This is a genomic window from Acinetobacter sp. 1124_18A, assembly GCF_052824995.1.
In genome coordinates this window covers 216,597-229,957 of record NZ_VTDF01000004.1, presented here as the reverse complement: position 1 = coordinate 229,957, position 13,361 = coordinate 216,597, and the positions used below count along the sequence as shown (strand labels likewise).

At 41.4% G+C, this 13,361-nt stretch carries 10 protein-coding genes and 1 pseudogene; 6 read left to right on the top strand and 5 right to left on the bottom strand.

The genetic code is table 11. The annotated features are described in order from the left end of the window. Positions 1–58: 58 nt before the first annotated feature. Positions 59–1,324, top strand: a complete 1,266-nt coding sequence (locus tag FY048_RS10975) for a glutamate-5-semialdehyde dehydrogenase (RefSeq protein WP_016139307.1) — start codon at positions 59–61, stop codon at positions 1,322–1,324. 72 nt (positions 1,325–1,396) lie between these two features. Here the strand turns inward: FY048_RS10975 and FY048_RS10970 are convergent, their stop codons facing one another. The 4 genes from FY048_RS10970 to edd all read right to left on the bottom strand — a co-directional run bounded on the left by FY048_RS10970 (position 1,397) and on the right by edd (position 5,975). Beyond that, the gene (locus FY048_RS10970) at positions 1,397–1,909 is read right to left on the bottom strand and encodes a gluconokinase (RefSeq protein WP_446091130.1); all 513 of its coding nucleotides are present in this window, start codon (positions 1,907–1,909) and stop codon (positions 1,397–1,399) included. 17 nt (positions 1,910–1,926) lie between these two features. Further along, entirely contained in the window at positions 1,927–3,285 is a 1,359-nt protein-coding gene (locus tag FY048_RS10965; protein WP_016139310.1) for a GntP family permease, read from the bottom strand. A gap of 186 nt (positions 3,286–3,471) precedes the next feature. Beyond that, positions 3,472–4,101 (bottom strand): bifunctional 4-hydroxy-2-oxoglutarate aldolase/2-dehydro-3-deoxy-phosphogluconate aldolase, encoded by a 630-nt coding sequence (gene eda / locus FY048_RS10960; RefSeq protein WP_005302210.1) that lies wholly within the window; start codon positions 4,099–4,101, stop codon positions 3,472–3,474. A 20-nt stretch (positions 4,102–4,121) separates the two neighbouring features. Beyond that, positions 4,122–5,975, bottom strand: coding sequence for a phosphogluconate dehydratase (gene edd, locus FY048_RS10955; protein ID WP_446091129.1), 1,854 nt, complete (start codon positions 5,973–5,975; stop codon positions 4,122–4,124). A 658-nt stretch (positions 5,976–6,633) separates the two neighbouring features. Between edd and FY048_RS10950 the strand changes: the two are divergent. From FY048_RS10950 to FY048_RS10930, 5 genes and pseudogenes are all read left to right on the top strand, one after another. Further along, positions 6,634–6,754 (top strand): annotated as a pseudogene (locus tag FY048_RS10950) (hypothetical protein). Further along, the gene (locus FY048_RS10945) at positions 6,736–7,938 is read left to right on the top strand and encodes an acetate/propionate family kinase (protein ID WP_446091128.1); all 1,203 of its coding nucleotides are present in this window, start codon (positions 6,736–6,738) and stop codon (positions 7,936–7,938) included. Before FY048_RS10950 ends, FY048_RS10945 begins: the two are co-directional and overlap by 19 nt. Before the next feature lie 41 nt (positions 7,939–7,979). Then, entirely contained in the window at positions 7,980–10,124 is a 2,145-nt protein-coding gene (gene pta, locus FY048_RS10940) for a phosphate acetyltransferase (RefSeq protein WP_446091127.1), read from the top strand. Between the two features lie 229 nt (positions 10,125–10,353). Continuing rightward, entirely contained in the window at positions 10,354–11,880 is a 1,527-nt protein-coding gene (locus FY048_RS10935) for a fumarate hydratase (protein ID WP_446091126.1), read from the top strand. Between the two features lie 141 nt (positions 11,881–12,021). Further along, the gene (locus FY048_RS10930) at positions 12,022–12,576 is read left to right on the top strand and encodes a DUF2059 domain-containing protein (protein ID WP_446091125.1); all 555 of its coding nucleotides are present in this window, start codon (positions 12,022–12,024) and stop codon (positions 12,574–12,576) included. 24 nt (positions 12,577–12,600) lie between these two features. Here FY048_RS10930 and FY048_RS10925 read toward each other — a convergent pair whose 3' ends face one another. Next, positions 12,601–13,317 carry a DUF2846 domain-containing protein gene (locus FY048_RS10925; RefSeq protein ID WP_446091124.1) on the bottom strand — a complete coding sequence of 239 codons (717 nt, stop codon included), beginning with the start codon at positions 13,315–13,317 and terminating at the stop codon, positions 12,601–12,603. Between the last annotated feature and the right edge of the window lie 44 nt (positions 13,318–13,361).

The following is a 13,361-nucleotide window of genomic DNA, read 5'->3' as shown; positions in this document are numbered from 1 at the left end:
CATTGTTCCGCATTTGACTGCTACTATCTTAGTCATTGGTAAATGATTAAAAAATGCTATGCACGATTCAATTGAACAATATATGCAAACAGTTGGGCAACAAGCACGTCAGGCCTCTCGTGTCCTTACAAGTGCTTCTACCTCACTAAAAAACCATGCACTCTCTGCTATTTATACTGCTTTAGAAAATAATCAGGCAGCAATTTTGGCAGCGAATCAAATCGACATGGATAAAGGTCGTAGCAATCAGCTCGACAGCGCATTGCTTGATCGTCTTGAACTGACACCCGCACGTTTTAAAGGAATGTTGCAAGGTCTTAAAGATGTGATCGCACTTGTCGATCCAATTGGGGAAATTACTGATCTTGCATATCGCCCCACAGGCATTCAAATTGGAAAAATGCGTGTACCTCTAGGTGTTGTTGGGATGATTTACGAATCACGTCCAAACGTAACCCTTGAAGCTGCATCTTTAGCGATTAAATCGGGCAACGCCATTATTTTACGTGGTGGTTCAGAAGCACTTGAGTCAAATAAAGCAATTGCTGAAGCGATTAAGCATGGCTTAAAAGTTGCTGGCTTACCTGAACATTCAGTGCAAGTGATTAACACTTCTGACCGTGCGGCTGTTGGTCATCTCATTACCATGACTGAATATGTAGATGTAATCGTTCCTCGTGGCGGCAAAAGCTTAATTGAACGTGTAACCAATGAAGCTCGTATTCCTGTCATTAAGCATCTTGATGGTAACTGCCATGTATTTGTTGAAGCACAGGCAGACTTGCAAAAAGCCTTACCTATTACTTTAAATGCCAAAACACATCGTTATGGCGTTTGTAATGCGATGGAAACCCTGCTCGTTGATGAAAAAATTGCAGATGTTTTCTTACCACGCATTGCCGAACTGTATGCTGAAAAACAAGTTGAGCTCCGTGGCTGTCCAGAAACACGCCGTATTTTGGGTGCATCGGTAAAACCTGCTACAGAAGAAGATTGGTATACCGAATATTTAGGGCCAATTCTTGCTGTTAAAGTAGTGAGTGGTATTGATGAAGCAATTGACCATATCAACAAATATGGTTCACATCACACCGATGCAATTGTGACTGAAAACTACACCTTGGCTCGTCAGTTCTTGGCTCGCGTAGATTCAAGCTCAGTCGTGATTAATGCCTCAACTCGTTTTGCTGATGGTTTTGAATATGGCTTAGGCGCAGAGATTGGTATTTCTACCGATAAAATCCATGCCCGCGGTCCTGTTGGCTTAGAAGGCTTAACTTCTCAAAAATGGATTGTGTTAGGTGACGGGCAAATTCGCCAATAACTGATTTAACACTTCAAAAAAACGCCTGATCAATATCAGGCGTTTTTATTTATAAGCTAAACTTTTCTATGATTATTCTTGGCAGACATCACCAACCACACCAAGTTGCTGCATGACTTGCGCAACAATCTGTTCAGGCGTCAAAGCAATATCAATCGTTATTGCTTCATGAAGATCTGGTTCTTCTAATGTATCCAGCTGAGTTTGTAGCAATGATGGATCAAAGAAATGGCCAGATCTTGCTGCAAGTCTTTGTTGCAATAACTCATACGAGCCTTTGAGGTAGACGAACTTAACATTCTGGTCTTGCCCTCTCAAAATATCGCGGTACATGCGCTTTAAAGATGAGCATGTAAATACAGCTGTTTCACCATCTCTTTGTTTGGTTTCAATGACCTGACGAATGGCCTGTAACCATGGCAGACGATCATCATCAGTTAAAGGAATCCCTTGGCTCATCTTACTTTTATTTGCAGCCGAATGAAGCGTATCACCATCGAGAAACTCACAAGCCAAACGCTCTGATAACAACTCACCAATCAGGGTTTTACCTGTTCCACAGACACCCATTGCAATCACAATCATGGATTACTCACCTTTAATTATAAAATAGTGCTAAGCAGTAGCGTGAAAGATAAACCCAACACTGAAATGATCGTTTCCAATACTGACCAAGTCTTGAGTGTCTGCCCCACGGTCATACCAAAATATTCTTTGATTAACCAGAATCCTGCATCATTTACATGTGAGAAAACCAATGAACCTGAGCCTGTGGCAAGCACTAAAAGTTCCGGCCTAACGGCAACACCAGCCGTGGCTGCAATTGGAGCCACAATGCTACAAGCAGTAGCCATAGCAACCGTTGCAGAACCTGTTGCCAAACGAATCAGTGCTGCAACAAACCAACCTAACAATAACGGCGACAAATTTGCCTTTAAAGCTGTAGAGACGATTTCATTAGAAATACCACTATCACGTAAAATGCCACCAAAACCACCACCAGCACCAACAATCAACATGATTCCGGCAATAGAAGCTAAACAACCGCCACAGAATTTTTCAATTTGCTCACGGTTAAAGCCCTGCATCGTACCAAAGGTAATAAAGCTGACCAGTACAGCAATAAGTAATGCAATATCAGAAGTACCAATAAAACGTAGTAAATCATTTGCAAAAGTTTTCGGGGCAAAGAAAAGATCAGCCCAACTTCCGATCAGCATTAATACGACAGGCAACATAATCGTAAATAAGGTAATCCCAAAGCTTGGTAGCTCACGAGTTTCTTTTGTATCTGCCTCAACAAACTGCTTAAACAATGGATTGTTCTCAGGCAATTTGACATATTTATTGATCCATAGCGCATACAATGGCCCTGCCACAATCGCAGTGGGTATGCCCACCAACAAACTGTAAGCAATCGTTTTACCAATATCCGCGTGATAGGCCTGTACCGCCAACAAGGCCGCTGGATGCGGTGGAATTAAACCATGCACTACAGACAAACCTGCCACCATTGGTAAACCAACAATCAGTAGGGATTTACCTGTGCGTTTAGCAATATTGAATGCGATTGGAATGAGTAGAACGAAACCGACTTCGAAAAATACGGGAAGACCAACAATAAGGGCAATAAACATCATGGCCCAGTGAATATTTTTCTCACCAAACCATTTAATTAAAGTAATTGCTATTCGCTCAGCACCACCCGACTCAGCCATCATTTTGCCGAGCATCGTTCCGAGTGCGATGACAATCGCAAGGTGGCCCAAGGTTTTACCAGTACCAGCTTCATATGACTTAACAATATCGCCCATTGGCATGCCAACAGCTAAAGCTAAACCGAGTGAAACAATAATAAGAACAAGAAATGGATAAATTCTGAACTTCGCGATCATGACAACCAATGCAATAATCGCGATTACAGTGTAGATAAGCAACATGCCACCCTGAACGGTCTCCATGTGATACTTCTCCTTGGAATAATGCTATTTAGGCACACTGCCCAAACAAAGGTCTTCAACCACAGTAATTCCTACTGTTAAGACACTAAATTTTTATATTTAGGTGTGACCAGCACAAACTGGCCACCTCAATACAGCCTTAAAGCACATAGAATGCACTTCATTTTTTATAAATATTGACTACATTTACAATGCTCTCAACTGACTCGCAATTTGCGCTAAGCGAGTAATTTCAGCCCAGTCTTGTGCAGCGACAGCAGCTTTAGGCGTCAACCATGAACCACCTACACACACTACATTTGGTTGCTTTAAGAAATCTGGCGCTGACTCTGCCGTAATTCCACCTGTAGGGCAAAAACGTAAGTTTGGAAATGGACCATAAAATGCTTTTAGCATCTCAACCCCACCTGCTTGTTGAGCTGGAAAGAACTTCACAATCTCATAACCTAACTCAATCGCCTGAATCAGGTCACTTGGTGTCATCACACCCGGTAATAAAGGTAAGCCAGCATCTTGTGCAGCCAAATGCAAATCTTTGGTCAAACCAGGAGATACACCAAATTGAGCGCCTGCTTTTTTAGCTTGAGCACAATGTTCTGGCTTGGTAATCGTTCCCACACCCACCACAATGTCATCCGCCAATTGGCTCGCACGCTCAATAGCAGCAAGACCCGCAGCGGTACGCAATGTAATTTCAAGGACTTTTACACCACCAGCATGTAAAGCACGTGATACATCTTCACCTTGCTCAGCAGAATCAAACGCCAATACTGGAATGACTGGGCCTAATTTGACGATATCTTCAATTTTAATCATTATTTTTCAGTTCCTTTGACTCAAATCTGCTCTGGTGAAGTTTCACCAACTAATGCACCAAATACAGATGCTCCATGTTCAGCTGGCGCAGCAGCAGCACGGAAAACACCAAATAATTCACGGCCAAAACCGACTTCGTTTTCTGCCTGATGTTCTGGCTGTGCAACAGGACGCGACTGCCAAGTCTGTTCATCTATTTCAACATCGAGTACGCCTGCCTCAGCATCAATAATCAACATATCGCCTGTTTGCACTTTAGCAATCGGCCCATTTAATAAGGCCTCAGGAGATAAATGAATCACCGCAGGAACTTTGCCTGAAGCACCAGACATACGCCCATCAGTGACTAAAGCAACGTGGAAACCTTGGTCTTGTAAAACACCTAACACAGGAGTTAAACGATGCAATTCAGGCATACCGTTAGCACGCGCACCTTGGAAACGAACAACTGCAATAAAATCTCGATGTAACTCACCACGATCAAACGCTGCTTGTACTGCTTCTTGAGAATCAAACACGATTGCCGGAGCTTTAACTTTACGGTGCTCTGGCGCAACTGCAGAAATCTTGATGACACCACGACCAAGTCGACCTTGCATTAAACGCAAGCCGCCATCTGGTTGAAACGGCGCATCAATACTACGTAGAACTTTGTCATCAATGCTTTGAACCACACCATCAACCCAAGTGAGCTTGCCATCAATCAGTTTTGGTTCTTTGGTGTAATGCTGCAAACCTTTACCAGCCACTGTCGTTACATCGTTATGCAACAAGCCAGCTTCAAGTAAGTTACGAATGAGGAAAGCCACCCCACCAGCAGCTTGGAAATGGTTTACATCGGCCTTACCATTTGGATAGATTTTTGCGAGCAATGGAACAACAGCCGATAACTCATCGAAGTCATCCCAGTCAATCAAGACGCCAGCGGCGCGAGCAATCGCAATCAAATGCAAAGTATGGTTGGTTGAACCACCTGTAGCGAGTAACGCCACGATGCCGTTTATAATTGCTTTTTCATCGACAACATGACCAATCGGTGTGTAGTTTCCACGCTCAACTGTTAAATCAAGTACACGAATTGCAGCTTCTGCGGTAAGTGCATCACGTAATGGTGTGTGAGGATGAACAAATGCAGCGCTTGGCAAATGCAAACCCATCACTTCCATCAGCATCTGGTTACTGTTGGCTGTACCGTAAAAAGTACAAGTCCCTTGTCCGTGATAAGCAGCTGACTCAGCTTCTAGCAAAGCATCTCGGCCAACTTGACCCGTTGCAAATTGCTGGCGAATTTTGGCTTTCTCATCATTAGATAAGCCACTACTCATTGGGCCAGCTGGCACAAAAATAGTCGGTAAATAGCCGAACTGCAAAGCACCAATCAACAAGCCTGGTACAATCTTGTCGCAAACACCCAAACATAAAGCTGCATCAAACATGTTATGAGACAATGCAATCGCTGTGCTCATTGCAATCGTTTCACGAGAGAACAATGATAGTTCCATGCCAGCATTACCTTGGGTAATACCGTCACACATTGCAGGTACACCACCAGCAAACTGTGCTACTCCCCCATTTTCACGAGCGGCTGTTTTAATTAAATCTGGAAATGTTTTATAAGGTGCATGAGCCGACAACATTTCGTTATATGACGACACAATGCCAATATTTGGCTCACGACCCACTTTAATAATTAATTTTTCATTATCTTCCATGCCGGCAAAACCATGAGCCAGATTGGCACATGAAAGTGCCCCACGAGCAGGAAATTTGCCTTGTGCATGTTCAATACGTTGTAAATATGCAGAACGAGTTTTTTGACTACGTGCGATTACACGCTCGGTCACTTTTGCCAATATTGGATTCGGCAAGTCCATGCTGGACGCTCCTGTACAACCGGATAAGCCGGAAAATAAAAATAGACCAAATGATATATTTTTTATAATCATTTGAAAAAGGATGAACAATATTATTCAGGCAAAAAGAGACATGCAACCCCAGCCAATTCTGCTGTAATGACCTCAGCACAAGCTTTAAAGGCATAGTAAGTTTATGTTTGAGACAAAAGATTTATTTAATATTTAGGTGTATTTACAGTTAAGCCAGCCCTTAAAAATACGGTAAAATTATTGTAAATCAATACAATAAAATATATTTATCACTATAGAAGCGATGGGCTTTTCACTCTAATTTTTAGTTCTAATAACCCTATGTTTTATTCTTTTTAATTCCCACTAATACCGTTAAATCTTAATTTCAATTACGTATATTATTTGTAATATATGCTTAAAATTTAATTTAACGAAGTTGTTCACCCTTTTAATAAACGATCAGCTTTTGGCATTTAAAATACATATTTGGTTCAGGTTCTATTTTTCATAAATGTATACAAAAAAACCGTTTCTATCTTCATAAAAAAACAAGGAATACAGTGGTTAAGCTTTATACTGGACAAATATTAGTGACAAATAATTTGATGGTCGATAGTGCTTAAGTCTAATGGCCTAAAGTCTATCTTGGACAGAAAAACAACACATGTTAAAACAGGACAACCCGTTCAATCTGTATGAAAAAAATAATACATCTTGAACAGGAAGTTAGGGAAACTATTTTAAATCAGGACTTGGGTATTTCAACGTGGCTATATCAGTATTAGTTATCAATTGCGGCTCTTCATCTATTAAATACGCGCTGGTTTCAGAGCGTCGTGAAGACCGTATTTACGGTTTAGCAGAAAACTTGGGAGCAGCTGACGCTCGTATCAAGGGAGTTACAGTTGGGGGAGAACCACTTGAACTTTCAATTCCCTATGCTGACCATGCCAAAGCTTTAGAAACTTTACTTGCACGTCTTGCCAACTACAAACCGCAAGCAATCGGACATCGTGTTGTACACGGTGGTAGTTTAACCAAAGCCGAATTACTCACTCCTGAAATTATTGAACGTATTCGTGCAGCAACGCCTTTGGCTCCGCTTCATAACCCTGCACATTTAATTGGTATTGACGCAACTGTACGCCTATTTCCTGAATTACCTCAAGTTGCCGTATTTGACACAGCATTCCACCAAACCATGCCACCGCATGCCTACCGTTATGCAATTCCTAAGTTTTTATTTACAGATCATAACGTTCGCCGTTATGGTTTCCATGGTACAAGCCACGCCTATGTATCTGATAAAGCAAGTGAACTCGCAGGTAACTTGAAAAAAGGTGGATGGTTAACAGCGCATCTAGGGAACGGCAGTTCAACTTGCGCAGTATGGAATGGACAAAGTGTTGATACGTCTATGGGCCTCACTCCACTTGAAGGTGTGGTAATGGGAACCCGTAGTGGTGACGTCGACCCAAGTTTACATAGCTTTCTTGCGAAAAACCTAGGTTGGGATTTAGCAAAAATTGATAAAGTTTTAAATAATGAAAGTGGCTTACTTGGTTTATCGCAATTGTCTAACGACATGCGTACAGTGATTGAAGCGGCTGAAAATGGCAATGAAGATGCTAGTCTTGCAATTGAAGTCTTTAGCTATCGCCTTGCAAAATCACTTGCAGCATTAAGCTGTGGTTTACCAACTCTGGACGGTTTAATTTTCACAGGCGGTATTGGCGAAAACTCAGCTTATATTCGTGAAAAAACCTTAGCTTATTTACCTCATTTTGGGTTGCAGCTTGATAAAGATCAAAACAATAACCTAAAGCGTGGCACTGAAGGCCGAATCGATAATGGAACTGGTCCACAAATTTGGGTCATTCCTACAGATGAAGAAGGCCGTATTGCCAAAGAAACTCGTCAAGTTGTTGAAGCGGCAGAAAATATAGCATCTGTAGCAAGCCTTGCTTAATTAGAGCTCAGCGAAAACTCGATATTTATTTATAGGTTTATATGAATACAATTTTATTGATTCCTACAGGCGAAGGGGTTGGTTTAACCTCTGCCTGCTTAGGTATGATTTACGCACTTGATTGCAACGGGATTAAAGCAGGCTTTTTAAAACCATTTTCTCAAGAAGACCAAGAGCATCTTGATCGAACCACTTCATTATTCGGTCATTTATTTCAAAGTAAAACAGTTCAATCTATTTCGCATGAAAAATTAACTCAGCTTATTGCCGCTGGGGAAGTAGATGAATTACTTGAAGAAGCTGTTAGCCTTCACCGTAGTGTTGCAGCAGACCACGATGTCATTATTGTGGAAGGCTTATTACCTAACGGACAAGACCACTTTGCCAGTGAACTCAACGCAAGTCTTGCACAAGCGCTTGATGCAGAAGTCGTCTTGGTCAGCACAGCAGATATTCAAAATCCGAAAAAAGCCGCAGAAAAAGTAGATGCTCATTTACGTCAATTTGGCGGTGCAGCTTCAAATCGTACTGCGGGCGTACTCTTTATGCGTACCCGTGGGTTAACTGAAGAAACAGCACAAATTCCTGTTGCGTTTGATCCATCATTACGCCCAACTGAAGACATCGCAAAATTTACAAGTGAGTTGCAAAAATATAATCGTTATTTTGGCTCTAGCGATTTACCGATTATTGGTTTAGTCCCATTTAGTAATACGCTAAGCGTACCTAGAACATTAGATATTGCGAACGTCATTGATGGGCAATGGGTACATCAAGGTGAAGCTAAAACACGCCGTATTTTGCATTCGAGTTTAATTGCCTCAAGCATTGAATATGAACTCAATAAGTTTATTGCGGGTGAACTGATTATTAGTGCATCTGAACGTACAGATGTATTACTTGCAAGCAGTTTGGCAACCAGCAATGGTATTCCACTCGCAGGTTTGGTTCTTACTGAACGTGAAGCACCAGCTCCTGAGCTTTTAGAGTTTTGCCAAAGTGCGATCAAGCAAGGCTTGCCAATTTTACATACACGCCTCAATACATTAGAAACTGCTCAGCGTTTATCTGACTTTGGTAATGAAATTCCTGTCGATGATACTGAACGTGCAGAGCAAGTGACCCGATTTGTTTCAAGTCATATTGATGTCGAATGGCTTAAGCAGCACAGTAACAATGCAGCTACCCCTCGCCTATCTCCATCGGCTTTCCGTCATGAACTAGTGCAAAAATCAATTGCAGCGAAAAAACGAATTGTACTTCCTGAAGGCGATGAGCCACGCACCATTCAAGCTGCGGCAATTTGTCAGGCACGTGGTATTGCTGACTGCATTTTGCTCGCAAAACCAGAGGTGGTTCAGGATGTTGCAAAAGCTCGTGGTATTGAATTACCAGCCGGATTAGCAATTGTTGATCCTGATAGTATTCGCGACCAATATGTAGCGCCAATGGTCGAGCTGCGTAAAGGTAAACTCAACGAACTTCAGGCGAAAGAACAACTTCAAGACACCGTAGTACTCGGTACAATGATGTTAGCCTTGGACGAAGTAGATGGCTTAGTTTCTGGTGCAGTACATACCACAGCGAATACTGTCCGTCCTGCATTCCAGCTCATCAAAACAGCACCGGATTATTCACTGGTTTCATCCATCTTCTTTATGCTTTTACCAGATGAAGTTTATGTATATGGCGACTGTGCGATTAATCCAGACCCTACAGCAGAACAACTGGCTGAAATTGCGATTCAGTCAGCCGACTCAGCGAAAGCATTTGGGATTGACCCGCGTATTGCCATGATCAGCTATTCAACTGGAACTTCTGGAACAGGTGCTGATGTTGAGAAGGTACAACAAGCCACTCAAATTGCTCAGCAACGTCGCCCTGATTTACTTATTGATGGACCACTTCAATACGATGCAGCTTCAGTTGAAAGCGTTGGACGCCAAAAAGCACCAGAATCGCGAGTTGCAGGCCGTGCCAATGTATTTATTTTCCCTGATTTAAATACAGGCAACACGACTTATAAAGCAGTACAACGTGCTGCAAATGTGGTGAGCGTTGGACCAATGCTGCAAGGGCTAAACAAACCAGTCAACGACTTGTCTCGCGGAGCTTTGGTAGATGACATCGTCTTTACCATTGCATTAACAGCAATTCAGGCTGAACAGCAAGCTGCTGCTAAATAATTAATAATTTTATCTGTTTCTACCTCTCGCCATTTGATGTCCGCTCAAATGGCTTTTTTTTATTTTAATCGTTTCAAAATAAATAATTTTCCTATCTCTGACGTTTAAATGTTCCCTATATAGTCCTATGCGACTTTCGGTCAAAAGATCAACCAATCTCCCACAAAACGATCTTTTTGTCATATAATTTAGCCCGCTAGCTAACAGCCCGCTCAAGAGATTTTCTGGTATGACAACGATTATCAAACAAGATGACTTGATTACATCGATCAAGGACGCCCTACAGTTTATTTCGTACTATCACCCGCAAGACTTTATCCAAGCGATGAGCCGTGCTTATGATCGCGAAGAAAACCAAGCTGCAAAGGATGCAATTGCACAAATTTTAATTAACTCTCGCATGTGTGCGGAAGGTCATCGTCCAATTTGCCAAGATACTGGTATTGTTAACGTTTTCCTTGAAGTGGGCTTAGATGTTAAATTTGATTTAACAATGAGCTTAGACGATGCAGTAAATGAAGGTGTTCGCCAAGGTTACCTTGAAAATAGCAACGTTCTTCGTGCATCTGTACTTGCAGACCCAGCATTTGGTCGTAAAAATACAAAAGATAATACCCCTGCTGTAATTCACTACAAACTCGTTCCGGGTAACAAAGTAGATATTACTGTTGCTGCTAAAGGTGGCGGTTCAGAAAACAAATCTAAACTTGCGATGCTTAACCCATCTGACTCGATTGTTGATTGGGTACTTAAAACTGTACCAACAATGGGTGCAGGCTGGTGTCCTCCAGGTATGCTCGGTATTGGTATTGGTGGTACTGCTGAAAAAGCCATGATGCTTGCTAAAGAAGCACTCATGGAAGAAATCAACATGGACGAATTACTTCGTCGTGGCCCAGAAAACAAAATCGAAGAACTTCGTATCGAAATCTTTGAAAAAGTAAACGCACTTGGTATTGGCGCTCAAGGTCTTGGCGGGTTAACAACTGTTCTTGATATTAAAATTAAAGATTACCCATGTCATGCTGCGGGCAAACCAGTAGGTATGATTCCTAACTGTGCTGCTACTCGTCATGCACACTTCCAGCTTGATGGTTCAGGTGTAGCTCATATTCAGGCACCTAAACTTGAAGACTACCCATCTGTAACTTGGGACTCTTCAAAATCTAAACGTGTAAACCTTGATACCATTACTCAAGCAGAAATGGATTCTTGGAAACCAGGTGACACATTACTCCTTAACGGAACAATGTACACAGGTCGTGACGCTGCGCACAAACGTATGGTTGAAATGATCGACAACGGTGAAGAATTACCAGTTGATCTTAAAGGTAAGTTTATTTACTACGTTGGCCCAGTTGATCCAGTGGGTGACGAAGTGGTTGGTCCTGCTGGCCCTACAACTGCAACACGTATGGACAAGTTCACACGTAAAGTACTTGAGCATACTGGCTTGTTTGGCATGATTGGTAAGGCTGATCGTGGTCCTACAGCAATTGAAGCAATCAAAGACAATAAAGCAACTTACTTAATGGCAGTTGGTGGTGCAGCTTACCTTGTATCTAAAGCTGTTCGCGAAGCTGAAGTTGTTGCGTTTGCAGACTTAGGTATGGAAGCAATCTACAAATTCGTAGTTGAAGATATGCCTGTTTCTGTTGCAGTTGATGTAAACGGTACATCAATTCATGCAATCGCTCCAAAAATCTGGCAAGCAAAAATTGGAAAAATTCCAGTAGTCGACGCTGCGGCAGGCTAATCAAGAAAAGCACCGGATTCGGTGCTTTTTTATGCATTCTTTTTTTATTTTAAAATCTGAAAAGAATTGTAACAATTACTTCTTCAATCTGTGCTATTAATAAATGCACTCTCTCGCCATATATTGAATATAGGTCATTTCATGACTATTCGCCCTATTCTTAAAAATCTTTCAATTAGCCTCTGCCTAAGCTGCATTACGACAAGCTTATTTGCTTCTCCTGCCAAATTAAGTTCAGTAAAAGAACTCATGCAAATGAGCCAAATTGATTACCTGCTTAAAGAATCAATTAATGAATTAACGCCTTATTATGATCAACAGGCAGAACAGATTGTTAGTAATATTACTGGCATTAAAACCTTAGGCCCGAAAGAAAAAGAAGCTGCCAAAAAGCTCGGTTTACTATTGAAAGATTCAAGTAACCAACTGATCAGCAATCCTAAAACTGTGCAAGCTTTACAAGATATTTACTTAAAGACATATTCTGAAGAAGAGATCCAAGCGAATCTTAAATTTTTAAAAACCCCAGAAGGCCAATCGATTACACGTAAAAATGTACAAATTATGGGGCAAATTTCAGAATATATGATGGAGTTAGGACAACAGACCTTTAATGACCCTAAAGCACGAGATCATATGCAAGAAGAGATGCTTAAAATTATTGCTCCACTGATGAAAGATAAAGAAAAGTCTTAACTTTTCTTTATCTTTTGCAGGTCGTTACCAAGTTAAAGGATTCCATAATTTAAAAGGCTTAATCAGATGCACATCTGATTTTTCATCATATTTGGCAGGTTTTAATTCTTGTGGCTTATGTCTAATCTTGCCTGATGCATCTTCTGCCACGAAATTGTAGCTTGAAGATTTCAATTCGGTAAAGGCAATTTCTCTACGGCCAATATTATCTTGCATTAACATAAATGGCCCAGTGTGTTCACCTCGGTCCATTTTATTTTCTTCATCATATTTCAAATAATAAGACGTTCCAGCCTCAACAGTTATATCCATATATTTTGGCTCTTGAAAATGAATCCCCAATAAAGGGCGGCTCGCAGAAAGACGATAAGTCCCTGCTGGCAATTCAATCCAGTAATAATGATTATGCAGAAGGCTCGGAATCCGCTTACCATTCACAAAAAGGTTAATCGCTGCGATTTCCTGACGATTCCATTTCGTGTCTGGTCGATAAAGATAAACGACAGCAGCTTGTGCGTTTTGCGGTTTGATCGGAGCAAAGGTCTGACCCAATTTTTGATTAACCCAACCACCCATCGCAAAACCACCTACGTGATATTGATCTAATAGTCCGGGTTCTTTTTCAACATTAACTTTGGGTAAGGTGGCAGTCAATTCACCCGTATTTTTTTCTAAATGAGATGAACTTTGACAGCCCACAAACAGTCCGGCACAGCACAAAGATACGATTAAATAACGCATGGCATCCCTCAAAGCGTTTTGTTTTTGATTTATTTTTTACACCG

Bases quoted from the DNA above. Each gene is read 5' to 3' on its own strand.
- FY048_RS10965 (WP_016139310.1), bottom strand. From the start codon at position 3,285: ATGGAGACCGTTCAGGGTGGCATGTTGCTTATCTACACTGTAATCGCG.
- eda (WP_005302210.1), bottom strand. From the start codon at position 4,101: ATGATTAAAATTGAAGATATCGTCAAATTAGGCCCAGTCATTCCAGTA.
- FY048_RS10975 (WP_016139307.1), top strand. From the start codon at position 59: ATGCACGATTCAATTGAACAATATATGCAAACAGTTGGGCAACAAGCA.
- FY048_RS10970 (WP_446091130.1), bottom strand. From the start codon at position 1,909: ATGATTGTGATTGCAATGGGTGTCTGTGGAACAGGTAAAACCCTGATT.
- FY048_RS10935 (WP_446091126.1), top strand. From the start codon at position 10,354: ATGACAACGATTATCAAACAAGATGACTTGATTACATCGATCAAGGAC.
- pta (WP_446091127.1), top strand. From the start codon at position 7,980: ATGAATACAATTTTATTGATTCCTACAGGCGAAGGGGTTGGTTTAACC.
- FY048_RS10925 (WP_446091124.1), bottom strand. From the start codon at position 13,317: ATGCGTTATTTAATCGTATCTTTGTGCTGTGCCGGACTGTTTGTGGGC.
- edd (WP_446091129.1), bottom strand. From the start codon at position 5,975: ATGGACTTGCCGAATCCAATATTGGCAAAAGTGACCGAGCGTGTAATC.
- FY048_RS10930 (WP_446091125.1), top strand. From the start codon at position 12,022: ATGACTATTCGCCCTATTCTTAAAAATCTTTCAATTAGCCTCTGCCTA.